We start from the raw sequence: 25,374 nt of genomic DNA on the forward strand, positions 1-25,374 counted from the left end.
TTTTTGTTTTTGGGTGTTAGGATAATTTGGGTTCTTGAGAGTCGTTAGGTTTTGAGGCACAAATCATCATAGTTAATAAAGCACCACAACACAGTGCCCATGCAATGTAAATCAATCCTTCGAAGTTATCGTAAATGAATGTCCAAGATTTCATGTTGAAGTGAGACCAAGCTATATTTTCGAGTAATGTTAATATGTAAACAGCAGTCATATATAAATACAACCAATGAAAGATTCCATCAAAATTAGTTAATTTGATATTCTCTGATTTTGATAAAAGCCTTGATAGCTGTACTCTGAATATCAAAATTAAAGCGGTAGCAACTGTGAATGAAATTTGTACACCATAAATTATATTACCCTGTACTACGGCGTTTTCAGCAGGCGTCACATAATTAATAATGCCAGATTTAAAAGTAAGGAGCTCCATACAAGCTAGTAATAAAATGAAGCTAGCTATATGAGTTATGTTTATATCTCTGATATAGATACCATAAATAACGGACGCAGATAGCATACTTATAAATATTGGTGTAACTAAGTTAGGGTCCCATAAACGAATATAAAAAAAAGCCAAGGAGGCTATGCTAAGCAGAATTAAGTTCGACAGCTTCATTACTTATCCTTTTACAGTCTTACCAGAAATACTATGACTATCGATACTTTGAACTTGAACGGCTCTCGGTGTTTTAAATGCCATGGTTCCTCCCGAGATTGAAGAGCAATCAGCATAAAGAAGCTGTCTAGGTTTGCTTGATAAAGAAATATGAAAGTCACTAGACCCATAGGGCCTTCTTTTAGCCTTAAAAGCCCCTGTACACCCTGACACTCGTTGACAGTTTTGTAGATTTACTTTCTTCTTATGTGAAGTTTTGCAGTGCACATCTGAATAACTACTTTTTTGAGTCATTAGATTGCAACTCATGTACTTAACTGCTTTTAAGATTATGAGCGGAATTATCTTTTTCATGATTTTGCATCCTATATCTTTGTACATTTATCCTTAAATACTCTTGTTTGACGTAGTATGTATATCGATACTTTGAACTTGTATTGCTCTCGGTACTTTATATGCTCCTCCTCCTGATATTGAAGAACAATCAGCATGAGGAAGTTGCCTTGTTGTTTTTGACGAAACATACCCAGTGTTTACACTAGAAAGCTTTCGGTTAGCTGTTGTTTTTTCAAGCTGCCCACCAGATACTGTATTACACTCTTCGAGTGGCAGTCCTTTTTTTAGAAATTTATTCATTATTTATCAGTCCATAATTTTAACATTCATGAGAATTGGGGTTTACTGTTAGCTCTCGAGGCGATTTGGTGTCTCTATCGAGTACATGAACAAAGATACCAGCTTTAACAAATACCTTTTTCATGGTTCGTCATCCTGTACCTTGGGTTTGGTTGCTTTAGCTAAATCGCATCTAATAAGCTTAATTTGATTTAATAAAGACCCAATATTTAACTTACAATATATAACCCAGAGGCAAAGCTGCTTAAATTGGATTGCATCTATGCCCTGTTCGTAATTGCCGATGGTCTCGTTATCACAGCCTAACTTGCTTGCCATTACATCTTGAGTTATGGCGGCAATTTCCCTCATTGCTTTTAAATCGTTGCCATTAATCACGTCCTTTTCCTTGTTTTATTGTAACTGGAGTACTTTTAATTTATGAAAAACTTTATGTTAACAATGTTGTATCTAAATTTAAACAAAAAAATTAAGGACTATTATGGGTAGTAAAAAAAATTATTTTAATCACCCTTTATGGCTAACTATTACACGATATTTCTAAATAGTCGAAAGGTCAACAGCTTGTTTACATTGCTGTGGTATTTATCAGGTTTATTCGTTTCTTTGTGAAAAAAACGTATCGTTTTTTATGGCGTGAACCTTAGCTGCAAGCCAAACCGCAGCTCAGTTTTAGAATAAGGGCGAGTGAAAAGGTCGGTTAGTGATTGTTGTTATTTCTATTTACCCCCAACTTGCGTTGAGGGCAAAAAAGTGTGCGCAGCACAGGTTGATAAGCCTTGTATTATTGCTTTGATCTTAGCGTGTCGATGATTTTGGCATCGACCCAATGTGGGCCGCCAACGACATATCGGCTGCCATCTGCGTTGGTTTTGACATCGCCTTTCCAAAAAAACAGGTATTTACCATCTGGGGTTACCTTGGGTCTTTGCTCATAAAGCGGCGTATTGATTTTATCGCCCATATTAATCGCTTTGCCCCAAGAGCCATCTTTTTGCTTAAAGCTAATATAGATATCTGGGGTGCTTTCACCTTCTTTTTCGGCGTCCCACATTAAATAAGACTCATCTGGGGCAACAAAGGGGTGTGCAATGTATTTGCCTTGGTTGACCGCGTTACTCATTTTGATTGGGGTTTCATACTTGCCGTCAATAAGGCGCGAATAACTCATGTGCCCGCTGCCATCTTTTAAATCTAACTCATAAAAAAACTGGGTGCCTGCTGATGAGGTTGTATAGCCCACTACGGGAATATCTTTGAACACCGCATGCTGCTTGAGTGTTTCAACACTTGGGCTAAATTGCGCGTTATAGTTTTTGGCGGCCTCTGCTGAGACAAGGTGTTGGTGCCATTGGTTGTTACGGTGCTTTATGACATATAAGTCAGGATAGGTGCCTTTTTCGTAACGCGTGAAAGACAGTGCACTCATATCGGGTAAAAACAGCACTTCACTTTCAAGGGTCTGCTCTGTGCTAACAAGTCCAGGTGCGAATGGCTTAGGGGTTAACCCTGGCGGTGTTTGCCCAAGATAAGGCCCTGTAACTGAGAGCAACTTGGTTGTGGTGCTGCTTGGCGAGTTTTGTGCTGCAGCGGCTGTACTGGTCATTAATAATAGCGTGAGTGCAATGGCGCTTTGTCGTTGTAATGGTTTGCTCATAATAGCCTCTTTGTTAAACGCAATGACATCAAGGTGACATGGACACTGGTACTGGACAACTTAAAGCACCTTAAATCTTCCAAAATAGGGAGGTTAGTTGTTTTTAATAAAATATATTTAAATATTTCAGTTTGTTATGATTGGTTTGACTCTGTATAAGTATTAACCTGTGGTTCAGCGATGTGTTTGGAGAATGAGAAAATACATCGTTAGGGGTTATTGATATGCTGATTTTTGCGTAGCACAATGCCTGTATCACCATATTGACTCAACGTGATTAACGCACGTGTAAAAGAATAATAAAAATAGGTCTCTAAATGGACAACCGCCGCTCAGAATATGTGCCCAATACAGAATGTGATACGCCTTTATTGGTGCATGCCTATCAGCTTGGCCCATGGCAGATATGCCCGAAAACCAATCGCATAAAAAGCGAGTCGCACACATGTGTACTTGATAACAAGAGCATGCAATTCCTGCTGTTGTTAATTAAACACGCAGGTCAAACCGTTGATAAAGCATCTATTTTTGAGCAGGTTTGGGCGGGTAAAGTGGTGTCTGCGGATATTTTGTCTGTCACCATGAGTAAGATCCGCAAAGCCCTCAATGATGATGCACGCAATCCCAAGTTTATCAAAACCATCCCCAATGAAGGCTACGTTCTGATAGCGCCCGTTGACGTTATTGCGCAGTCAAACGAGAAGACTGTACAACCTAGGTATATCAAGTATGGTGCAATGTGTGTGCTGTTACTTATTGTTTTGGTGGTTTGGTTAGGACGACTGCCAAGTGACCAAGCCAGCACCGCGCAGGTTAATGTGAATTCAATCGCAGTGTTACCATTTGAAGATTTAAGCCCGATGCAAGATAGCCGCTATTTTGCAACAGGTTTGTCGGATGGCATTATTCATCAGTTAGCGCAGATTAAATCGCTTAAAGTGATCTCCCGCGACTCTTCATTTGCTTATCAAAGCAGTGATAATGCCACAGAGGTTGGCAAGGCGCTGCAAGTTGACGCTGTTTTGACGGGCAATATACAAAAAATGGCAGAGCAAATACGGGTACAAGTACGTGTAATAGATACGCAAACAGGCCAACTGCTGTGGTCAAAAATCTTTGATGAAAACAGCAAAAACAGTTTTAAGCTGCAAGATGAAGTGAGTGCTCATTTACTTGGTGTGGTTTACCCTGATTCAATCTCCTCTAAACCCATTATAAAAACGCTCGATGCGCAGGCCTATGAATGGTATCTGATGGGGCAATACCATTGGCGTCAACGCAGCCCTGATGCGCTGCAACAGGCTGTGAGTTACTTTCAACACAGTTTGGAACGTGAACCGGATTATGTCGATGCCCATATTGGTTTGGCTGTGAGTTATGCATTGTCCCATACCTATGGCAGCATGCCTGAGCTTCAAGCCATTGAGGCGGCGATGCCCCATATTGCACATGCGCTGCAACTGGCCCCTGATTCGGCCATGGGGCAGGCCGCGTATGGCATGATTTTGTCAGATAAGGCCAAAGCAACGGGGGATTTTGCGCTTTACCGGCAGGCTGAAGCGGCCTTGGTGCGAGCCCTTGAGATTGAAAACAGCGCCATGACACACCTTTGGTACGCTACCTTACTGACTCGTCTTGGTAAGCAACTAGAGGCTGTAGCGCATTTAGAGCAGGCCATCGTACTCAACCCATTGTCGGCCTCATTAAAGCGTGAACTGAGCTTTTTATTAAAGGCAATGAATAAGTCGGACTTGGCACAGCGCATGTATCAGCAAGCACTTTTGCAACAAACGGATACAAAGACGCGGTGGCTGGATTTTGCCAAAGTGCATCGACATAGCAAAGACTCTATTTTAGCCATGTTGGCGTGGCAGCAACAGACGCCTGAGTTATTTGAGAGCTGTAGTAGTATCGAGGTGTGTGAACAGCAAGTATTGGCCTATTTGAGTGTCGGCGCTACGCAGGCAGCCCAAGCACTGTTAAACAAAATGCAGCCATTACATGGCCACTTTAGGCATTCACTCACGCTTTTTGAGCTTGGCTCGCAGCAGCAAGGCGCGCAAATATTGGCATTGATCCAAGCAAGGGTGTTTAAGCTGCCCTACAACGCACAGGCACGGTTTGAGTTGGCACACGCTCAGTTTCGTGCAGCGCAATTTAAGGCAGCTAAAAATACGCTCTTGCAACTGTACCCCCAGTGGCAAAACCAACGCGTGGGTGAGTCTTTTTCGGTGACGGCTGATAATTATCAAGCGGTGACTTTATACGCGGCGGCCTTAAAGCAATTACATGATGTCGAAAGTGCAGAGCAACTTTTACATGCGGTAAAGACATTTATTTTGCAAGGCGATATACTCGACCGAGCTCAAGCGCAGCTGGTATTGGCGCAGGTGCATGCTCAGCTAGGGCATACCTCACAGGCTTTGGCATACTTAAATACTGCACTTAAGCTGGGCTGGATGGACTCGTTTAATCAGCAGTGGTGGACGCTTGAGCATGATCATTTGCTTGCGCCATTACACAATGATGCCCAGTTTTCTGATTTGCTAGAACAGCATATGCAAAATAAAGAGTTGCTGCGTATTGCAATCGAGCAGGAGAATTGATCGCTTATTTAAATAGATATAAACGCAGACAGTAAGGTTTAGAATGAATTACCTCAGCGTTATATCATCTTGCAAAGCCCAAACTCTCAATGTGCTTGGGCATGTGTTTTGTTATTTACCAGGAAGCACAAGTCCGCATCCTATTCTGCTACCAGAGCCGCCAATCGGCTGTGTTAAGTGGTCGTCTTGATTCGCGTGGATCATCAATACAGAGCCATCTTCATCAAGCAGCGCCGGTTTGTTGCCTCGGCCACTGACAGATACCAACTCGGTATACAGTTCAACGTGCACTGACCCATCCTTGCGGACAATCAGGTTTGGTAAGTTACCTTCATGGGGGCCTTTCGGATGGTAATAACCATGTGGTTTGCCTGATGGCATGATATGGCCTTTGGCTTTTTTAAAGTGATGCTTGTCAACACAAGTACCGACTTCGTGAAAGTGCATGCCATGTTTGCCAGCTGGTAGGCCATTGGCAATGATTTCAATCACGACACCCTCGTTGCCCTGTGTGTACTGTGCAGTACCGACTTGCTTGCCTTGGTTATTGATAATTTTACTGTGCGCAACCTCGCCAATTTGATGCTCGGCGTGCGCGTGAGCTGAGAGTGCTGCAAAAGACAGGGCTAAAAATGTTTTTTTCATTTTCCATTCCTTAATAAATTCACCCGTACAGTGTATGTGGGGCAAACAGGCGTTAACTATTTAGCATGAACGCTAAAAATTTGAATGTATTGAAGATATGATAGGGCGCTAATATATGATCATGTGTTGAATTATAAAACCGAGTATCTACAGGGTTATTCAGGTTTACTACTTTATCAGTAGTTAAATATAAAAATATTATTGAACCTTAGGTTGTAGGAATGTGCTGTGTAATTTTAATACAGATTAAATGGTGTTTTATTATTACTTTGCCTGATGAACCCTGGAAATAGTAATTACTTAGGTGTCTGAGTTTTTATTTTTTATCATCCTAAGTTATTGGTCATGCTGATTTAACGCCTTTGTAATGTTTTTATTCTATTGTTGACATGTTTTTATTGTGTATGTAGTTTATTAATTCCAAGTTAATTTAAGCTTGGTTGATTTAAGGAAAAAACAATGAAACTTAACTTTTATAAGAAAAAATTAAAGTCTTTATCTTCGGACTCGCAAATCATGCCTAAGCAAACACGTGAAGTTGCTGGTGGTGACGGGAATTCTAACTACGGGCGTGAATGCCTACCAACTAGAGTTTATAAGTGTACTTCTTGGGGTTGCCCTTCAACACCTGAAGCTGTTGGTTGCGGAAACTCAAAGCAAGTTATTTGCACAGATACGTGGCCATAACTCGCCATAGACTGCTTTGTTAAGGTGATAACAAAAGTCGCATTCAAAGTGGTAAATTACCAAATTTGTCAAAGACCAAGGGGCTAGGCTCCTTGGTCTTTTTGATCAGAAAAACTCATTCTTTTTGGTTTTTATAAAAAATATTTTACTTTATTAAAATAGCTAATTGATATTTTATAAGTGGTTATTTTTTTTGGCTTGTAAATTTAAATATTAAAAATTTAATTTTATTGTTTTTTTAAATTCTTTGAAAATTAACAGTGTTTTGTTAAATTAACGCTTGAAATTAATTCTAGGAAAGGAATTACTTTAAATGGATGCCTCATATAGAATCGTATTTAAAGGACAAACCCAGCCAAATATCAATATTGATAATGCTAAAAGTGAACTATGCAAATTAATGGGGTTATCGCCACAATCGTGCGATAAGCTATTTAGTGGGCAAGCGTTTGCGTTAGTTAAAAACCTCACCAAACAAGAAGCAGATATACAGCTAGACAAGCTGCAATCAATTGGACTCATTGTATATTTAAAAGGCGGTGATAGCGCAATTCAACCTGAAAAACCATCCAATAATTTAAATTTAGGTGGATTTTCTAACACAGTTAAAAAATCTTTATCAAGTGCTTCCGATGCATGTAAAAGTGCGACCAGTGTGCTTAAAAATAAAGCGAATAAAGCAAGCTCTGGCGGCAGTAGGAAACCTGCGTCGGGTGGTACTCAATCAGTTTCTAAGCAAAAGAAACCTAATCTTTGGCAAAGGCAATACTTCAAGATTGTTGCTTACATTAGTTTCTTCTGGGCGACAGTGTCGATTATTGCGGCGATTTTGTTCACGACGGGAGCCAGTGTAAATATAATGGATGCGCTCGTTGGGCCAGATGTTGAAAATCAAGAAACGACGTACCACTACTTAGCTGATTATTTGAAACAGCAAGAAGAGCAGAAGTATGCTGTGGACGAAGAGGGCGGCAGTTACGAAAGTGCGATAAACGCCTCTATCGAAGAGCAAAAACTATTGGCGGCAGAAGCTAAAATTATTGATGATTACTTTAAACAGTTTGAAATCAATATTAATGCGTATGCAAAAGAGCTTGGACAGCAGTCTTTGAAAGGCTCTGGTCAACGAAAACGATTGAAAAGCACATTTACCAAGCTGGATAAAAATACGCAAGAGCATGCTTTTTGGAAAGACATTGTTGCCTTTACCAAAGATCTCTCCGAGGATGCGACGTCTTTGGAGCAACTAAAAGACAAAAATATGCGTAAAGTTGAGTGGATGGATGCCGTTAAGTGGTTTGTTAAAAGGTATACCGCCAATCTAGAAGCGCAAAAGCAGGCAGAAAAGCAACAAGATCAAAAGTTGGTCAGTGTGTTTGAAGCCGTAGGCCCACAGTTGATAGCCATCGGTGTGACATTTGGCATGTTTATGAACTTCACCATGATCTTGGCATTGCTGCGGATCGAGCGAAATACAAGGATAGAGTCATAATCAAGCCGAACGTCCTTGCTTAACCCATATTGCCGCTTTAGCTGTTTAAAGCGGCAATATGAGTAAAACTGACTGAGTTAAGCAGTGTTTACCCTCTTTTTAAAGCAAACATGGGTGGCTTTAATCTTCAGGCCCATTCATAGTAAACACCAAGTGTTTGCGCATATCTTTTAAGATCACCCCTTTTTTCACCATGGCGGCACTCAGGCGCTTCTGCCATTTGAGTAGATCTGGTTTTGCAGCTTCTAATGCTTGTTCATTTTCGAACTGAAAGCACAGTAATAAAGAGCTCGGGAATAGATGAAACTCCATATCAAACCAACATTGCAGCATACCTGGGATTTCTTCACGCGCTTGTGCTTCGAGTCTGTCAGCAACATCAAGTACCAGTGCTTGTTGTTTTTCTTGCACTTTAGAGAGTTTTTTCATTTTTGAGCTCCGATCCAGCTTTAAAATAGGTTGGCAGTGCTGCGGATTATACCCAATTAAGGCTAGGGACAACAACGTCAAAGCACCGCGCTTTATTCAATAGCAAGATGTCCTACTTTGACCAAGATTAAAGTAGGTTGCACGACATAGGGGGTATGTTGGCTCAAGTGTGGGCTTCGAAGCCAAGTGCCTTGAGGGTACTGACCTCGCTCATCGATAAATTCGCCTTCAAGGACTAAGATCTCCTCGCCACCAAAGTGCGTGTGTGGGATAAATCGCTCATTGGCAGGCCATTTTACCAGTGCTGTATGTTGCTGCTCAAAGCTGTGCAGTGGCATCACTTGCAAATGACCTTGCCCTTGCTGCCAAGGCGTTTCATGGGTGTTTACTCTGATGGTTTTTGAGTCTTGGGCGTCAAACTGGTTGAGTTTGACAAAAAGCACACAGCCATGTTTGCTAAATGGCGCATGTACACTATTTGGCGGATTACGTAAGTATGTGCCAGCAGGGTAGTCACCATGCTCATCAGAGAAGACGCCTTCAAGTACAAATATTTCTTCACCAAGCGGGTGCGGATGAGGTTTAAACGCAGATCCTGCTTCGTATTTAACGATGCTGGTGGTATGTCCTGACTCTTTGTCTTCGCGCTCCAACGGCTTTCGCCAAACTCCTTTGGCGGGGCTGGCAAGCCAAGGCTGAGTGGCGGTGTTAATCACAAGCTGCTGTGCAAAATTCATGTTTAGCATAGAGTTACCCTTTTGAGTCATGCCCTGTTGTTATATTTTAGTTTCTACCCGCCATAACGCCGCCATCGACGTCCATAATGGTGCCCGTTATCCAGCTTGATTCATCGGATAATAAAAATAAGATACTGTTTGCGACATCAACGGGTTCACCAATTCGGCCAATGGGATGAAAGTCGTTAAATGAGGCAAGTGCCTGTTTAATCTCTGCGGGCGGTATGAATGCGCCGTAAATGGGGGTTTGCACCACCGCAGGGGCAACAGCATTGACGCGAATGTTGTTATCCGCCAATTCCATTGCGAGATGTTGTGTAAACGCATGCAGCCCAGCTTTGGCCATTGAATACGCACTAGAGGGAGTTGCCTTGATGGCTTGCTTGGCCCACATCGAGCCAATATTGACAATGTTCCCGCCATCAAAGCGGTGCATATTTTTTACCACTGCTTGGGTGAGTAAAAATGTCGCCTTATTCAAATCATGGTACTTGTCATAGTCTGCAAGGGTATGGTCAACAAAGTGTGTGGGAGAGAAGTATCCTGCGGCGTTAACAAGGTAGCGATAGTGTGTTGAAGACTCTACTATCTGCTTTGCCAGCGTCATCACCGACTGGGTATCGTATAGGTTGATTTGTTTGCCAGTCACAGTGCCTAGCTCGCTCAATGCACTGATTGCCGAATCCAACTTGTGTGGGTTATTGGCCACAATCTCGACTGCAATTCCGGCTTGTAATAGTTGCTTGGCGGTGGCGTACCCCATGCCGCTTGAACCACCAATGATGAGGGCTTTACCTGTATTTGAAAAAGTCATAATCACGTCTCTTGTTTTAAAAAGTCGTGATAAGATTAAGTTTAATAAAAGCCTCTGAATAGTAAGTACAATTTGGTTAGCTAGGTACTTTTTGGTACATCTTTATGACATCACAAGAAAAAAAATTTTCAAGAAAATTGGCACCGCAATCCAGTGCGCGCATGGTCGAGACTATCTACGGCTGTAAATGGTCGTTGACTGTATATCAGTTACTGCATGCTGGGGTGAATCGACCGGGTGAAATGGTGCGCCAAGTCGAGGGCTTATCCACCAAGGTACTTAATCAATGTTTAAAGCGTAATGTTGAGTTTGGCATTTTAGAGAAACAGGTTTTTAATGAATTACCGCCACGAGTGGAGTATCAAGTAACGGCCTTTGGTGAAAAGTTTTTGGCGATTTTGGCGCAGTTAGAGGCTCTGCAAGCGGAGATAGATGGTGACTAACTAGTAGCCTTTTACATGTAAAACTGCACTGGGGCTAGGATATGAGCAGGTTTGTATTGATTTTTGAACAGTAAAGAACAAAGCCAGTCAATAAATCACCATATCCATAACTTGAAAATATATATCATTCCGAATCATTCTTTTCAGTGTCGCAATAATTTATTACTGTGCGCGCTAGATAAAAATTCCGATTTATCTTCTTTTTAGATTTTCTCTCGTACGAATCATTCAAAGGTAACGATATGTCCTTCATCGCCATGGTGAGTCTTGCTGTTTTTGCTGCAATCCTCATTGTTTTATTTCAAACCCAGAAAAAAGGGGCTACGCTTTCTCGCCTCGTTTTAATCGGCCTGTCATTAGGTAGTGTATTTGGCTTCGCCTTACAGTTTTTCTTGGGGGAAGGGCATCAAGCCATCACAGAAACCTTAAATTGGACGAATGTGGTCGGTAGCGGCTATGTCGCATTACTCAAAATGATCATCATGCCACTGGTTTTAGTGTCTATGGTGGCTGCGGTCGTGCGATTAGATAAGTCAGGGGCACTTGGCAAAATCAGTGGCATTACGATTTCAGTGCTGGTGATCACCACCATGATAGCCGCGCTTATCGGTATTCTTATTACGCAATTATTTGGCCTCAGTGCTGAAGGCTTAACCGAGGGCGCACGCGAAACATCTCGCATTGCGGTGCTTGAGTCCCGCAGTGAAACAGTCAGTGACTTGTCTATTCCACAAATGTTACTGAGTTTTATCCCGACAAATATTTTCCAAGACTTAGCGTGGGAGCGTTCAACATCCATTATCGCAGTGGTGATTTTTGGTATTTTGGTGGGCATTGCAGCACGCAAAGTAATGAGTGAACGTGAAGAGCTAGAAGCGCCAATTCGCACATTTGTAGAGACCCTACAAGCCGTTGTGATGCGTTTGGTGAAGATGGTGATTTCATTGACACCATATGGTGTTGCGGCCTTGATGGCCAAAGTGGTGGCAACATCAAGCTTGGCTGATATCACTAATTTACTGGGCTTTATCGTCGCTTCTTATGTGGCTATTTTCTTAATGTTTGTCGTACACGGCTTATTGGTTGGCTTATTTGGCGTGAGTCCTAAGCAGTTTTTCCAAAAAATCTGGCCGGTGCTGACGTTTGCATTTACGTCTCGCAGCAGTGCAGCAACCATTCCACTGAACGTGGATACGCAAATTAATAAGCTTAACGTGCCGCCAGCGATTGCGAACTTGTCTGCATCATTTGGCGCGACGATTGGTCAAAATGGCTGTGCGGGTATCTACCCTGCGATGCTGGCTGTGATGGTTGCACCTAGTGTGGGTATCAACCCGATGGATATTTCGTTTATTTTATCGCTTGTGGCCATTGTCGCGATTAGCTCATTTGGTATTGCTGGCGTGGGCGGTGGTGCTACATTTGCGGCACTGATTGTGCTGCCTGCAATGGGTTTGCCTGTGACTATCGCAGCGTTGCTTATTTCTATTGAGCCGCTGATTGACATGGCTCGTACAGCGCTGAATGTATCAGGGTCGATGACCGCAGGTACGATTACACACCGCATTTTAGGTGAGAAAGCCGCAGCTCAAGCGCCCACTGAATCGGTTGCTCAATCTTCATAATAAGAAAAATAAGGGGTCTACATGACCCCTTATTTTTACTTTGTCACAGTACTGTTTGACCCACGGATCCCACTTTGTTGCATAACTTTTTGCTTGTTTCCATTTAAGAACCTACCTATCACTGTGCGCCTGACAACAAAATGGTAGCTCAGCAGTGACACGCCCATGGTGGCCGCCATACTGATGAAAAACTTGATACCAGCAGGCAGTGTCACATTTATGAGCGGCATTTGTATGTAAAGCAGCACCGGAACATGAACTAAATACACCCAATAAGAGGCATCGGATAAATAGCGACTAATGCGATTTTCGTGATTTAAAAAGTGATGGCCGAGTAACAGTATCAGGGCTGTCCAGCTGACAATGGCCACCGCTTGAATGGCGACGATGTATGCATGCTGTTTGCCGCTTGGTGTCAATGCGCCTTGCTTTGCCGCTGCGATGACCTGATCGATAGTGGGGGGATCGGGTAAGTAAATTAAGTAGGCAGTGAGCGATAAAATCGCAACCAATAATAAGGGCAGTATTGCGCCAGCAGAGCGTGTTAACGCGCTTTTATGATGATACAGGATGATGCCAAATACATAGAATGCGCCATAAAAAGCCAGTGCCCAAGGTTGAGGAGAAAGTTTATCCGGTGCTGGAAATGGCGTGGGTTGCCAAAGCAGTGCCGCAAAGCTGATAACGACTAACGCTAAGCTCAACACTAGGCCCCAAGCAAACAAAGGCAGTGTTATTAGGGGAAGCTTTGCTTTGAAGGCGCTCATTGCACGGGATACAGCCCAATGTATGAAGCAAAATTGCATTAATAGCCATAAAAACCATAGATGCGCAGTGCTTACTTGAGGCTCTGTAATAGCGCTAAAGGCGGCATAAATAGGCGGTAAAGGCTTGGCGATTTCAGCGCCCCAGCTGAGGACGTGAATAAATGACGCAATGACTAGAGGTAAAAAGATCAAAAATGGCAGCAAGATCCGTTTTAACCTGTGCTTTATAAATAGCGTATTGCCCTTTTTGACTATCACTAACGCACTACAAAATCCGGCGATGACAAAAAAGAGTGGCATACGAAATAGGTGTAGCCAATGGGTTAAGCCATCAAAGATAAAGGCTTTGTTGGGATCTGCACTGAGCCAAATGGTGTGAAAATAAGGGCTATAGGCCAAAGCTGCATGAAATAGCACGCCAAGTAATAGCGCGATGCAACGTAAGTTATCGATAAAATAAAAGCGTGGTGTGGACGACATGCTTGCTTTCCTTGATGCTGAGAATGTTGACATGCTAGCGTGCACAGGGTTGTCCTCACCAGTCACAAATGGTCTATTTTACCTATGACATCTGTCACTGTTTTTGGCCCGTGATATTTGCAATAATGATGCAAAAAATAACAACCTCCCAACGGCAATGGATACTCAAATAAGACATACAACGGACTGGCGATTTTCAACCATCGCCTCGTGGTTAGGCGTAACCTCTGCCTGTGCCTATTTTGCTAATTCGCCGATTGCCTTGATGTTACAACTGCCAATCAGCTTGTCGATATTATTGCTCCTATTTTATGTGTTAAAACACCCAAATGAGCGTGTTATTACCGTGTCGATTGGGTATTTTGTGTTGATACTTGCCCTTATCCCTTTGACGTCGACCTCTCTGATTTTTATTCATTTAGTGATGTTTGCAGCGGTATTTAGCCCGCATTTTTCGTTGCTGAAAATCATGACAGCCATCATCTTGGCAATGAGTGTGTATGGCATTGAGCATGCTGATAGGTGGCAGGGGGATATCCCTTGGATCACATTTGTTGTTTGGCTCTTTTTTTGTAGCATGAACTGGTTTGTGAGCCGCCGCATTGTTGAGAGCTTAAATATGCATTATCAATCGCGACAAAACTATAAAGAGCTTAAGGCGGCACAGCATGTGATGGGGGCCATGTCGGCGCAACAAACGCGTCAACATATTTCTCGAGAGCTGCACGACTCGCTGGGTCATAAACTCACAGCTTTGAGTATTCATCTTGATTTTGTAAAACGCACTGCGCCCCAAAGCGTGGCAGAAACCGTGAATACTTGCCATCAATTAAGCCAGCAAGCACTGTCTGAAGTGCGAGATATAGTGTCTACACAGCGCAGTGATAAACCTCTTTTAAAACAAGCGCTAGAGGGCATATTTGCATTAACGCCAACACTGGCATGTAGTCTAGATGTTGAGGTCAAGGATACGCTTATTTCACAGCAGCACGCCTTATGTATCGTACGTTTTTGCCAAGAAATGGTCAGCAATACGCTAAAGCATACTCAGGCAAATCAGTTTCATTTTGAAGTTCACATTGTTAGTCAATCAAACAAACCTTATGTAATGGCCAAGGCATGGCACAATCAGCCTGAGTCCAGCCTCCCTAAAGCGGGAAATGGACTGTCTGGGTTAAAAGAGCGTATGGCCCAACATCACGGGCACTTTGAGCAGTTGATAGAAGGTAGCCGCTTAATCAGTGTGATCTCTTTGTCGCTTGAACAAGGAGATGGACATTGATTTCCTGTTTGCTGGTTGAAGATCAGACGCTTGTGCGGCTAGGACTTGCAAACCTATTAAATTTAAGTGATGAGATTGTGGTTGATGGTCAAGCTCAAGATGGCGTAGAGGCTTTGCAACAACTTGAATACAGAGATTTTGATGTGGTGCTTTTAGACATGCGCATGCCTGAGTTAGATGGCTTAGGGGTCTTAACTGCCTTACAAAAACGTGCCTGCCTTGCTCCGAAAGTGTTAATTATCACGACCTTTGAAGATTGCGACGTGCTGGTCGAAGCGATGGCTCTGGGCGCGAAGGGCTATGTGCTGAAAAGCATCGAGCTCGAAGAACTCATTGATGCCATCAAGCTGGTGGTTGCTGGGGGAAAAGTGCTGCAACCTGCACTGACGGATTATTTGCTGCAAAAGCAGATAGCCCCACAAGTGATATTGACAGCCAAAGAGCTTCAGGTATTAAAATGTCTATCTTTAGGGATGGCAAATAAGTCCATTGCCCATGCGTTAAATAACTCAGAGGGGACAATACGTAATCATGTGTCAAATATACTCGCCAAACTTGAAGTGAAAGATCGTACGCAAGCGGTATTAAAAGCGATAACCAATGGTTTAGTCTAGTCTCCTACCATTATGAGAATGATTGCTTAGTCAGTATTACATACCTTCTATTCATCTCATTTTATTCATTCGACTTGCTAATGAAAAATCATTAGTATTTTGATGAGTTAATTACAAGGAGAAAGTAATAATGGCGGAACAGGTGATCCCACTTAATATTAAAACCAAATGTTTATTTTCAGCACTCGCTGAGCATGTTTTCTTGTTTATAGGAATTTTGATGTTTTTCGCCTCAGGTGTACTGCTAATTTATGTAGGCTGGACTGATGATGAGGGCATCGTTTTCTTGCCAGTTTTTGCGGGTTGTGCATTTACGTGTGTTAGCTTTTTTATAGTGAAGTTATCAGGTTTATCAAGCATCCGTTATTACTACAATAAAAAGCTCTGTGAACTCTGTGGTATTGATTTTCGTGCTGTGATCACGGATAAGCGGCAAGAGGTCAATTCGTATATTGAAGAAGTCGACGGACGTAAAATAGAGAAAGAAGAGTTCTTTTATTTCGTCGGTTTTAAATATCAGTATAAAGGGGAGCACAGCAGTGAGTTTGTGTTGGACAGCGAAACTTTATACAGCAAACTATCCGAAGGGGATAACTTACCAATCAAGGTGCTACAAAACCAGCCAGAGACAGCCTTTCCTGAGCTAGTGAAGCTTGGTAAAGCATACAGCTTAAAAGATAAAGAGTGTTATTAGCGCCAGTACTGAGCGTCTGAGATAAACATTAAAAAAGGTTAGGGCCACTTTATTCCCTAACCTTTTGTGTTTTAGGCAGCTCGTCTTATCTTTTTGGCAGCACGAGCTGAGGTAATGGCAGGTTTATTGGCGCTTTGCTTGTGTGGCGACCTGCTAAAAAGGCTTTCATGCGGGCAAGCACTTCAGGTGAGCTGGTATACAAGTTATGTCCAGCATGATTGACTGTGATATAGGTGAGGTTGCTAAGACCCTTTACCGCTTGCGCTTGCGAGTCTGGATAGGTACGACCATCTAAGCTCCCAGAAAATAACAAAGTTGGGATAGGGGATTGCACCTCTGTTCTGAATTCATCGCCTAAATCGAGTTGGCTATCTAACATGTTCAAGTGTGGCATAGGGAAGTTCAATTGCTCTGCCAGCAGTGAGGTACGTGCTTGTTGCTTAACTTGTGCTAAGCGCTCAGCGGAGATCCCTGATGCAATATCCATTGCCAGTGGCATCAGTTTAAACGTGATGAGCTCATCGTTAAACATACCACGCTGAAGCACCGCATTTAATAGCTCAGTATTGCCATTATCTAACCCGAGATAAATATGCAGCAGTATTGCTAAGAAGTGATTAGGATCCGCTATCATTTTACTGGCCAGTGTTTGCAGGTGATGAGTTTGAAAAAGCAGCTTGGTAACAGAACCATCTCTATTTTGTATGGCAAGCTGCATGGGCGTTTCATCTAATTTTGCATGTACTCGTTTGATCAGTGCAGGCAAGTTAGGTATGTCCGTTTTTAGTGCTTGTTGATCGATGACTGTTTGTAACTTTTTGAAATAGAGGTCAGTTTGCGCTGGGAGCTTGACGGTTTGATTCAGCCCTTCCGCACTGGCCATGATCACCTTATCAATGTGCTTTGGCATCAGTTTCATGGCGGCCATGGCTAAGTGACTGCCATATGAAATGCCCCACAGAGTTACTTTATCAGCGTGTAAATGCTTGCGTATATCGTCTATATCTAGCGCGTTCTGGATGGTGTTATATCCATAAATATCAATGCCTTGTGATTTCCATGACGCAAGGCATTCGTTTGCAGCAGCGCGGTAGCTTTGGGTTATTTGCGCTGAGCTACTGGGCTTATCTAACGGGATTTTATAGTTTGATACGCAAGGTGCTGCTTGCTCAGAGAGGCCTGTGCCTCTTTGATCTAAGGCTATCACATCGCCAAATTCTCTGAGTGCTTGAAATAGCGGATAGCGTCGCCATTTAGCCGTGCCAATACCTGAACCACCGGGTCCTCCAGATAAATATATGATAGGTGGGCCTGATAGTTCACCCGTTGCTGGAAAGCGCACATAGTTGATCCTAATTTTACGGCTTTGCGGATTTGCTCTATTTTCGGGCACCCATAAGTGACCTTCAACGGCATCCGTTGTTTCACCACTGTTTGCTTTGAATTGAATTTGTTTTTCGTTTTCATAAAGCTGCATAGTGGATGTTTGCTCATTAGCGGTGTTATAAAAGCTACAAGCCAATGTTAAACTGGCTACTAAATGATGTGTAAATCGCATAAGATTGCTCCTGTATTGGTCTGTGCTTATTAAACGCAATAGACACTTTACTGGGTAGCAAACTTCTTTGAATGGCCCTAAATTAAAGGGCTACAGGTTGAACGGTAGTGGATCTTCGGTAAGTGGTATAAGGAAAAACAAGCGGTTGTGAATAGTCATTCTATATTTTATTTGGTGTTGCTATGGTTTGTGAGTGGCTTGGTCAATCTTGCTTATGGCGCTCAAAAGCTGGTGCCTCTTTCTCGTAGTATGGAAGCGACGGTTTGTCCGTTCACCACTTCTTATCCTCCTGATTTTTTAAGCCCGCAATGTAAAACCACGCAATTATCAAAACTTGACCCGCAAAACCAAGCGATATGGGTGAAATTACAATTTGAGCGCACACTAAAGATGGATGAACTCGCGCCGCCATACGGGTTGTTTTTATTTGCTAAAGCGGCGTCTCGCGTTTACCTCAACGGGGTGTTCATCGGGCAAAATGGTCTGCCCGCTTTGGATAAATCAGAGCAAGCGGGAAAAATGGATGAGGTTTTGTATGTCCCTGAACACCTGTTAAAAGCGCAAAATACACTGGTTTTAGCCCTATCGGCTCAACACAGTTTAATCACACTCAATTATCCCATTCATTACCTAGGCATTGGCCAATTTGGCGATCCTAAGCAATATATTCAATCATTTAGCAGTCTTGGTTTGATCTTGGTTGGGGCTTTTTTACTTGGCGCTTTATATTTTTTGAGTATCAGTTTTGGACTGCAGGGAAGGCGAAACTTTAAATTATTTTCTGCGTTATGTTTGCTTGGTGCTATGCAGCTGAGCGTGGAGATGTCTCGCGGATTATTCAATTACGAATACCCTTGGCAAGACATCCGGTTACTTTTGGTGTCAGGGTTGTCGTTTTTATTTGGCATGGTTTTACTGGTCTATAGTTCGTTTAAAGTTGCAGGTAGCCGTGCTTGGCATTGGATTTATATTGGTGGTTTTTCATCTTTAACTATTTTTGCATTTGCACCGGGCTTTGATGTTAAAACCACAGCGGGCATATTTATTCCTTTGCTGATTAGCTTGCTGCAAATTGGGGTATTTTGGCGACAAAGTCGCGAACAATCGCTGTTAGTTTGGTTTGGCGTTCAGTGTGTGGTTGCTGTGACCATTTGTATTGCGACAGTCCGCTTTCATGAAATTATCTATTTTGTGATTATTGCCCTTTTGCTGGCTTACTTGTTTGTGCGCCAGGCAAGGGAGTACAACGCGCAACAAGTGCAGAATACACTTGATCAGACCCACATCGCAAAGCTGGAGTTTAAGCTTGCTCAGAATGTGCAAGAGAATACGCCGACTAAACTTGAATTGTCGGTGGCGGGTAAAACAGATTATGTCACGATGACGGATATCGTCTATTGCAAAGCCGCAGGTGATTATGTTGAGCTGTTTATGAAAGGCGGCACTGAGAAGCTCTATTCGGGCACCTTAAAGCAGTTAGAGTCTATTTTGCCTTCAATTTTTGTGAAAACACACCGCTCATACCTAGTTAATTTAAACGAGGTCGTCACACTCGGCGGGCCAAATAACCAGCATGTTTTATCGCTCAGTGGTGGTGAGTCTGTGCCCGTGAGCCGCCGCTTGGTGCCCAGTGTGCGGGCAACGCTCAAGGAGTCGGTGAGTTAGGCTAGCAATGCCATTACTGAATGTATCAATACACGGAAGATTTTAAACTGGATGCTTATTTTAAGGAGGATGTTTGCTTTGCGTATATTAAAAACCATATTTAAAGGTGTCGCTGTGCTTATCGTACTGAGCATAATGGCACTCGCTATACTTGCTTTGCTTATATTTGCTGACTTTTCGACAGCCCCACCAACGCCCAAGCAAGAAAAAAACTGGATTAATGACGTCACTCAATTAAACCCGATTAAAGTCGCCAAGGTGATTCAGCCCACCAGTATTGAGGAAGTGCAAAAAGCAATTACATCGAGTACTGGTGAGGTTTCTATTGGTGGTGGTCGGTATAGCCAAGGTGGCCAAATAGGCAAGGAAAATAGCTTGCACATAGACATGAGGGCGCTTAATCAGGTTGTTCATTTTGCACCAGAGCAGCAGCTAATCACCGTACAAAGCGGTATGCGGTGGCGGGATTTACAAGAAGTGATAGACCGAGAAAACTTATCAATCAAAATCATGCAGACGTATGCCAATTTTACAGTGGGCGGATCTTTAAGCGTCAATGTTCATGGTCGATATATGGGGGAAGGTCCCATCATTCGCTCTGTAAAGTCTATTAAGGTGGTATTGGCCGACGGTCGAGTCGTGACGGCTTCTGCCAAAGAAAATACAGAGATTTTTTTTGGGGTGATTGGTGGCTATGGTGGACTAGGTGTGATTGTTGAGGCGACGCTTGAGTTGGCTAAAAATGTCAAAGTCGCCAGAGAAACCCAGACAATGAACATTGCTGAATATAGCGCTTATTTTCAGCAAAACATTAAAAATGACAGTCGTGTGATTTTTCATAATGCTGATATTTATCCACCAAATTACACTCAAGTAAACAGTGTTAGTTGGCTAACATCGGATAAACCACTGAGTGTCCAAGCGCGTTTAATCCCCAAAGATACCAATTACTGGTGGCAACCTAAAGTTACTGAGTTTGTTGCTGATTATAAGTTTGGCAAGTGGCTGCGCCAGTACTTGTTTGACCCAGTACAATATGCGTTTGAGGTAGTTCAATGGCGTAATTATGAGGCAAGCTATGATGTTAAAGAACTTGAACCAAGTAGCCGAGTAAACACCACGTATGCATTGCGGGAGTATTTTGTGCCAGTTGCGCATTTTGACCGCTTCTCGACAAAGATGGCGGATATATTTACACGCTATGAGGTGAATGTCCTCAATGTATCTGTTCGACATGCCTATGCGGACACTGGGTCTCTATTGGCATGGGCAAAAGAAGAGGTGTTTGCATTTGTTGTTTATTATCGACAGGGCACATCAGAGCATGCGCAGCAGCAGGTGCAAACCTGGAGTCGAGCTTTGGTTGACGCTGCTATTGCTGAGGGAGGCACTTATTATTTACCCTATCAATTGCATGCGACGACAGCGCAATTTCATTCAGCGTATCCAAATGCAGAGGCGTTTTTTGCACTTAAACATCGTCTCGACCCTAATAATCGCTTTAATAACCAGCTGTGGGCACAGCATTACACTCCGCAGAGAGGGTGATCTTTGCAAGTGATGTGCTGATTGGTTTTCACGACATATTTTGAGTCTGAGTGAGGCGAGTTGAGCATGCTCGCCTATCCATTTTCACGCTTAACACGTCAGGTGAATGAAAGGTGTCTAGGGTCAGGAGATTAGAGTAAGTTTTTACTTTTTAATTGTGACTCTAGTGCGGCTTCATTAAAGCCTCTGATCAAGCCATCAGACACTAAAATAATGGGCAAAACTTCGCCCCCCAATGCTTCAAACTCTTTCAATGCTTCGGGGTTTTTCTCAATATCGACTTTGATAAATTCGATTTTTCGACTGACTAAATATTCGGTGGCTTTTTTACAAAACGGGCACCATTGTGTTGTATATAGCTTCACCTGTGTCTGTTCATTTATCCCATACAATGCATAATCGCCTTTTTCTATTTGTTGACTGGCGAAAATATTTTGCACAGCTTGCAAGCCATAAGTGCCACCGAACCAGCCTAGTCCTAAAGTGATCACAAATAAGGCGAGGTATTTTATTATATTCATTAGGTTACCTACTTATAAATAAGTGAGCGATAACGACAGTTATCGCTCTGACTTGTGCGTATTATGCACAATCACGCATACATTGAGCTTTAATGGTGCGGCAGTTATAGCCTGGTGTACCACCCCACTGACATGCATAAAACTGATAACCACAGTAGTTTTCTAGTGTACCAAACCTTTTCCAGTTACAACCATCGGTATAATTAGCAAAATTGCTTGCTGATACCGCAAGTGAAGTACCCAGTCCCATTGCAGCGCCGATCACCGCCATTGCGATTTTTTTATTCATGTTATTTCCTTTATCATTGTTTTAAGTGAACGAAATTTGTTCACCCAGAAAAGGTAATGTTTTTGTGTATTTTTTGTCAATAAATAAGGTGGTGATTTAAATTCATATATATTCGAGATATATGGATCCTAGTTTTTTAAAGTGAAAAATGTGCATAATAAATTTAAGTTAATGACATTATTTATTTAAGGAGCTAATGAATTTATCAGGCTATTTTGTTCACGTGTGGACGTGATACATTTGAATGAGTGATAAGCTAGCTTATCACTCGGGTTTATGTTTATGCGCAATCAATCATGCATTGTGCTTTAATAGTGCGGCAGTTATGTCCAGGGGTTCCTCCCCATTGGCAAACATAAGCTTGATAGCCACAGTATGCTTCTAAAGTGCCATGTACCTGCCAATTACAGCCATGTGTATAACCGTGACCATTACTTGCAAGTACCGCTATCGAAGTACCTAATCCCATTGCTAGACCTACCACTGTGGTTGCTAATTTCTTGTTCATTGCATTTCCTTTATCATTGGATTGTTGGTTAAAAATTAATCTTTCTTATATATCTAACCCTGCTATGCGTTTTTGATCAATTCAAATTAGTCATTTCAAAAGTGAGAAATGTTCAGGTATTAACAATGTTCATAGCGTTTTTAATTTTATGAATAATAATTAGTCTGACTCATTTTGGTAAGGTGGTTAAGAATTGGTGGAGTACACTCCATGTGTATCTAAGTTTACGGTTTTTAACAAAACATAGTGTTTTTTGTGTGTGGGTTACCATATTTATCACGTTGCCTTTTGGAATTAAAATTCAAATTTAAAGAATAAAAATTCTTTTATTTTGTTTTTTTATTCCTTATGATGAAGCTCTGTGTGATTGTGATTTGTCAGTGCTAAAAAGGTAACTAGCTCGTGCGTACTACAGAACTTGTCGATGGTTTTCGTCAATCTACCCCTTATGTTAACGCTCACCGTGGTAAAACATTTGTTGTCATGCTTGGTGGGGAGGCTGTTGATCAGTCTGGCTATCGCAGCATTATTAACGATGTGGCCCTATTAACTAGTCTAGGCATTAAAATTGTGTTGGTATTTGGGGCGAGGCCTCAATTTGATACAGCATTGGCTAATGCTGGGATCCACAGTGAATTTCATAACCAGATCCGCGTCACAGATAGTGAGTCATTGCAGATAATCAAGCAAGTCAGCGGCGCCATGCAGCTTGATATTACCGCAATGTTGTCAATGTCATTGAGTAGTACGCCAATGTCTGGCACATCATTGAATGTTGTCAGTGGTAATTTTGTGATCGCGCAGCCGATTGGCATCGATGAAGGTGTAGACTATCACCACTCTGGTCGCGTAAGGCGTATTGATGTTGAGGGCATTCGTCATCAGCTGGACAATAATAGTATTGTTTTACTTGGGCCTATTTCAGCCTCTGTGACAGGAGAGAGCTTCAACTTAACCGCAGAAGAGATAGCAACTCAAGTTGCCTTGCGTCTTGATGCAGACAAAATGCTTGGATTTTGTCACGAAGCGGGCATCTTAGATGAACGTGGTGAAGCCGTCGCCGAATTAATGCCTAATGAAGCGGAGCAGTTGTTAGCCACAGAGCACGGTGGTAACTCACCTTGTAAAAGCGCAGCGGTATTTTTGCATGCTGCGATTGATGCCTGCCGTGGTGGAGTACACCGCTGCCACCTTGTTAGTTATCAAGAGGATGGTGCTTTGCTACAAGAGCTGTTCTCTCTCGATGGGATAGGTACGCAGATAGCGCCGCAAAGCTCTGAGCAATTACGTAGTGCGACCATTTCAGACATTAACGGCGTGTTGAATTTACTAAGGCCTCTGGAAGAACAAGGGTATTTAGTTAGACGCTCTCGAGAGCAGCTTGAGATGGAAATTGAGCAATTTACGGTCATTGAGCGAGATGGCGTGATCATTGCCTGCGCAGCACTTTATCCTTTTGCTGAGGAGCAGGTTGGGGAGTTTGCCAGCTTGGCGGTTCACCCCCAATATCGCGATGCGGACAGAGGCAGTTTTTTACTGCGTACTGTCATTAATAAAGCTCGTCGTAAAGGCTATAAAGCGTTGTTTGCACTGACTACGCGCAGTATTCATTGGTTTTTAGAACAGGGCTTTGACTGTGCAAGCATTGAAGATCTACCCGCTAAGAAAAAGTCCCTGTACAACTATCAGCGGCGCTCTAAAGTTTTGAAGTTAGACCTGACTCGGTTACCAAAAAACCGAGAAAGGGTATGAAAAAGGGGCCTAGTTAAGCCCCTTTATCGTAAATATGCACACACTTGGTTTATTGTTCAATAAACATGTCTTCCATTTTTAACCCCGTGAGCTTTTTTAGTGAGTTAATTAGGTAATAGAGTGCAACAAAGAAAATCACCATGGTTGGCAGTACGATAACTGGATAACTCAATGCGGTCATGCGACCCAATTCATTGTTGTAGGCTTCTGTGCCTGCAGGGCTGACGACAATCATTTTTGCAAGTACATAGTTCAGTACTGATGATAAAAAGAATGAGCCTGCCAAAATATTTGACGCAACAATTTGCACTTTAGGCAATTTGTCTAAATTTCCTTTTTCTTTTAATGCTGAGTCAATTTTGGGGATGTCCATGACATTTTCATTAAATAGCATGGTTTTTAATAATGGGTATTTAGTATATTGGCTTACCACAATGGCAACCCCTATCACACCAGGGATCAAGGCTTCTTTGATAGCAATATATTTTGCATCTAATTCGAGCAAACTTATGCCGCCTGTTAATAACACAGACACGATCCCTAAACCGGATATAAAGTTAAACTTGCCTGTTTTTTTGCGTTCCCATAATCCAAAACCGACCGGGAAAGCTAAAGCGACAATGACACCAAGAGATGGGCCTAAATGTTCTTCTCCTGAAAATCGCGTTAGGATCACGACTGGGAGTATGATGTTAAATAGCATCTGACTAAAGAAGCCAGAGGGTTTATTGTCAGGTTCAGCCATTACAACCTCAAAAATAAATGCATTAATGGCCATGAGTGTACGGCAAGAGTGGGTTGCGCGGCAATCCCAATAATTGAATGTATTACTTTAATCATACTTTTTAAGCGTTTTGATGCTTAACCTATAAATGCCTAAGTGGCTGGTGTGCATAATGCGGGATATAATGGCCTTTAATACAGATGTGCTTGTGTTATCAATTCAAATAATGATAACCAACAAGCAAAAGAGAGCATTAAGAGAGTAAATAGATATGATCACTGATCAAGATGAAATAACGAGCTTAGCAGAATTAGAAGCATTTTTACTGTTAGTAGAAAACGGCGGCCTAGGTTTAGAAAATGTCGAAGGGGTTGCATTAGCTACGCATAATAGTAATGGCCGTCCATTTGTTGCCGTGCTTGATGATAAACATCAATTGTTACTAGGACGTTGGGTAACCCAAGATGTATTTGAAAATGGCAAAGACTTAGTGCGAATGGGGCCTAGAAAGCGTCATTGATTTCTGACGTCTTAAGTGAGTTAACGTGTAATAAAAGACCATGATATTACGCGCTGACTCACTGT

At 42.4% G+C, this 25,374-nt stretch carries 26 protein-coding genes; 12 read left to right on the forward strand and 14 right to left on the reverse strand.

What is annotated here, in order from left to right:
* Positions 1-16 precede the first annotated feature (16 nt).
* The 4 genes from AC2CZC_RS09210 to AC2CZC_RS09225 form a co-directional block, all read right to left on the reverse strand.
* Positions 17-616, reverse strand: coding sequence for a hypothetical protein (locus AC2CZC_RS09210; protein WP_484584579.1), 600 nt, complete (start codon positions 614-616; stop codon positions 17-19).
* Between the two features lie 387 nt (positions 617-1,003).
* The gene (locus tag AC2CZC_RS09215) at positions 1,004-1,252 is read right to left on the reverse strand and encodes a hypothetical protein (protein WP_484584580.1); all 249 of its coding nucleotides are present in this window, start codon (positions 1,250-1,252) and stop codon (positions 1,004-1,006) included.
* Positions 1,253-1,372: 120 nt separating this feature from the next.
* The gene (locus AC2CZC_RS09220; protein ID WP_484584581.1) at positions 1,373-1,630 is read right to left on the reverse strand and encodes a helix-turn-helix domain-containing protein; all 258 of its coding nucleotides are present in this window, start codon (positions 1,628-1,630) and stop codon (positions 1,373-1,375) included.
* A gap of 406 nt (positions 1,631-2,036) precedes the next feature.
* Positions 2,037-2,909: a hypothetical protein gene (locus tag AC2CZC_RS09225; protein WP_484584582.1), complete on the reverse strand. Its 873-nt coding sequence runs from the start codon at positions 2,907-2,909 to the stop codon at positions 2,037-2,039.
* 317 nt (positions 2,910-3,226) lie between these two features.
* Here AC2CZC_RS09225 and AC2CZC_RS09230 point away from each other — a divergent pair, with 317 nt between their 5' ends.
* Positions 3,227-5,515: a FlgO family outer membrane protein gene (locus tag AC2CZC_RS09230; protein ID WP_484584583.1), complete on the forward strand. Its 2,289-nt coding sequence runs from the start codon at positions 3,227-3,229 to the stop codon at positions 5,513-5,515.
* A 111-nt stretch (positions 5,516-5,626) separates the two neighbouring features.
* On the opposite strand, the gene AC2CZC_RS09235 is transcribed toward AC2CZC_RS09230, so the two are convergent.
* Positions 5,627-6,160 (reverse strand): superoxide dismutase family protein, encoded by a 534-nt coding sequence (locus AC2CZC_RS09235; RefSeq protein ID WP_484584584.1) that lies wholly within the window; start codon positions 6,158-6,160, stop codon positions 5,627-5,629.
* Positions 6,161-6,619: 459 nt separating this feature from the next.
* Between AC2CZC_RS09235 and AC2CZC_RS09240 the strand changes: the two genes are divergently transcribed.
* Both AC2CZC_RS09240 and AC2CZC_RS09245 read left to right on the forward strand, forming a co-directional pair.
* Positions 6,620-6,847 (forward strand): hypothetical protein, encoded by a 228-nt coding sequence (locus AC2CZC_RS09240; RefSeq protein WP_211035652.1) that lies wholly within the window; start codon positions 6,620-6,622, stop codon positions 6,845-6,847.
* A 313-nt stretch (positions 6,848-7,160) separates the two neighbouring features.
* A complete protein-coding gene (locus AC2CZC_RS09245; protein ID WP_484584585.1) occupies positions 7,161-8,339 on the forward strand; it encodes a hypothetical protein in 1,179 nt (392 codons plus the stop codon).
* Between the two features lie 120 nt (positions 8,340-8,459).
* On the opposite strand, the gene AC2CZC_RS09250 is transcribed toward AC2CZC_RS09245, so the two are convergent.
* The 3 genes from AC2CZC_RS09250 to AC2CZC_RS09260 all read right to left on the reverse strand — a co-directional run bounded on the left by AC2CZC_RS09250 (position 8,460) and on the right by AC2CZC_RS09260 (position 10,319).
* Positions 8,460-8,768, reverse strand: a complete 309-nt coding sequence (locus AC2CZC_RS09250) for a hypothetical protein (protein ID WP_046356341.1) — start codon at positions 8,766-8,768, stop codon at positions 8,460-8,462.
* Positions 8,769-8,860: 92 nt separating this feature from the next.
* Positions 8,861-9,514 carry a cupin domain-containing protein gene (locus tag AC2CZC_RS09255; RefSeq protein WP_484584586.1) on the reverse strand — a complete coding sequence of 218 codons (654 nt, stop codon included), beginning with the start codon at positions 9,512-9,514 and terminating at the stop codon, positions 8,861-8,863.
* 37 nt (positions 9,515-9,551) lie between these two features.
* A complete protein-coding gene (locus AC2CZC_RS09260) occupies positions 9,552-10,319 on the reverse strand; it encodes an SDR family NAD(P)-dependent oxidoreductase (RefSeq protein WP_484584587.1) in 768 nt (255 codons plus the stop codon).
* A gap of 104 nt (positions 10,320-10,423) precedes the next feature.
* On the opposite strand from AC2CZC_RS09260, the gene AC2CZC_RS09265 reads away from it, so the two are divergent.
* The gene (locus AC2CZC_RS09265) at positions 10,424-10,762 is read left to right on the forward strand and encodes a winged helix-turn-helix transcriptional regulator (protein WP_063362557.1); all 339 of its coding nucleotides are present in this window, start codon (positions 10,424-10,426) and stop codon (positions 10,760-10,762) included.
* A 242-nt stretch (positions 10,763-11,004) separates the two neighbouring features.
* Positions 11,005-12,387, forward strand: coding sequence for an L-cystine transporter (locus AC2CZC_RS09270; protein ID WP_484584588.1), 1,383 nt, complete (start codon positions 11,005-11,007; stop codon positions 12,385-12,387).
* Between the two features lie 35 nt (positions 12,388-12,422).
* Here AC2CZC_RS09270 and AC2CZC_RS09275 read toward each other — a convergent pair whose 3' ends face one another.
* Complete coding sequence (locus AC2CZC_RS09275) at positions 12,423-13,634, reverse strand: acyltransferase family protein (RefSeq protein ID WP_484584589.1); 1,212 nt, start codon at positions 13,632-13,634, stop codon at positions 12,423-12,425.
* Positions 13,635-13,791: 157 nt separating this feature from the next.
* Between AC2CZC_RS09275 and AC2CZC_RS09280 the strand changes: the two genes are divergently transcribed.
* The 3 genes from AC2CZC_RS09280 to AC2CZC_RS09290 all read left to right on the forward strand — a co-directional run bounded on the left by AC2CZC_RS09280 (position 13,792) and on the right by AC2CZC_RS09290 (position 16,224).
* Complete coding sequence (locus AC2CZC_RS09280; protein WP_484584590.1) at positions 13,792-14,916, forward strand: sensor histidine kinase; 1,125 nt, start codon at positions 13,792-13,794, stop codon at positions 14,914-14,916.
* A complete protein-coding gene (locus AC2CZC_RS09285) occupies positions 14,913-15,530 on the forward strand; it encodes a response regulator (RefSeq protein ID WP_484584591.1) in 618 nt (205 codons plus the stop codon). The genes AC2CZC_RS09280 and AC2CZC_RS09285 overlap by 4 nt, the downstream gene beginning before the upstream one ends.
* Positions 15,531-15,660: 130 nt before the next feature.
* Entirely contained in the window at positions 15,661-16,224 is a 564-nt protein-coding gene (locus AC2CZC_RS09290) for a hypothetical protein (RefSeq protein ID WP_484584592.1), read from the forward strand.
* 85 nt (positions 16,225-16,309) lie between these two features.
* Here AC2CZC_RS09290 and AC2CZC_RS09295 read toward each other — a convergent pair whose 3' ends face one another.
* Entirely contained in the window at positions 16,310-17,782 is a 1,473-nt protein-coding gene (locus tag AC2CZC_RS09295) for an alpha/beta fold hydrolase (RefSeq protein ID WP_484584593.1), read from the reverse strand.
* Positions 17,783-17,929: 147 nt separating this feature from the next.
* Here AC2CZC_RS09295 and AC2CZC_RS09300 point away from each other — a divergent pair, with 147 nt between their 5' ends.
* Positions 17,930-19,447, forward strand: coding sequence for a LytR/AlgR family response regulator transcription factor (locus AC2CZC_RS09300; protein WP_484584594.1), 1,518 nt, complete (start codon positions 17,930-17,932; stop codon positions 19,445-19,447).
* Positions 19,448-19,525: 78 nt separating this feature from the next.
* Positions 19,526-20,995 (forward strand): FAD-binding oxidoreductase, encoded by a 1,470-nt coding sequence (locus AC2CZC_RS09305; RefSeq protein ID WP_484584595.1) that lies wholly within the window; start codon positions 19,526-19,528, stop codon positions 20,993-20,995.
* Positions 20,996-21,126: 131 nt separating this feature from the next.
* Here AC2CZC_RS09305 and AC2CZC_RS09310 read toward each other — a convergent pair whose 3' ends face one another.
* The 3 genes from AC2CZC_RS09310 to AC2CZC_RS09320 form a co-directional block, all read right to left on the reverse strand.
* Positions 21,127-21,516, reverse strand: coding sequence for a glutaredoxin family protein (locus AC2CZC_RS09310; RefSeq protein ID WP_484584596.1), 390 nt, complete (start codon positions 21,514-21,516; stop codon positions 21,127-21,129).
* 61 nt (positions 21,517-21,577) lie between these two features.
* The gene (locus AC2CZC_RS09315; protein ID WP_484584597.1) at positions 21,578-21,805 is read right to left on the reverse strand and encodes a hypothetical protein; all 228 of its coding nucleotides are present in this window, start codon (positions 21,803-21,805) and stop codon (positions 21,578-21,580) included.
* Positions 21,806-22,085: 280 nt separating this feature from the next.
* Complete coding sequence (locus tag AC2CZC_RS09320) at positions 22,086-22,313, reverse strand: hypothetical protein (RefSeq protein WP_063362567.1); 228 nt, start codon at positions 22,311-22,313, stop codon at positions 22,086-22,088.
* A gap of 402 nt (positions 22,314-22,715) precedes the next feature.
* Here AC2CZC_RS09320 and argA point away from each other — a divergent pair, with 402 nt between their 5' ends.
* A complete protein-coding gene (gene argA / locus AC2CZC_RS09325; RefSeq protein WP_484584598.1) occupies positions 22,716-24,065 on the forward strand; it encodes an amino-acid N-acetyltransferase in 1,350 nt (449 codons plus the stop codon).
* Positions 24,066-24,114: 49 nt separating this feature from the next.
* Here the strand turns inward: argA and AC2CZC_RS09330 are convergent, their stop codons facing one another.
* On the reverse strand, positions 24,115-24,810 hold the full coding sequence (locus AC2CZC_RS09330) for a VC0807 family protein (RefSeq protein ID WP_063362586.1): 696 nt from the start codon (positions 24,808-24,810) through the stop codon (positions 24,115-24,117).
* A 250-nt stretch (positions 24,811-25,060) separates the two neighbouring features.
* On the opposite strand from AC2CZC_RS09330, the gene AC2CZC_RS09335 reads away from it, so the two are divergent.
* Positions 25,061-25,309, forward strand: coding sequence for a hypothetical protein (locus tag AC2CZC_RS09335; RefSeq protein WP_063362569.1), 249 nt, complete (start codon positions 25,061-25,063; stop codon positions 25,307-25,309).
* The last annotated feature ends 65 nt before the right edge of the window (positions 25,310-25,374 follow it).

The sequence above is a fragment of the Pseudoalteromonas sp. MMG033 genome, assembly GCF_057197785.1.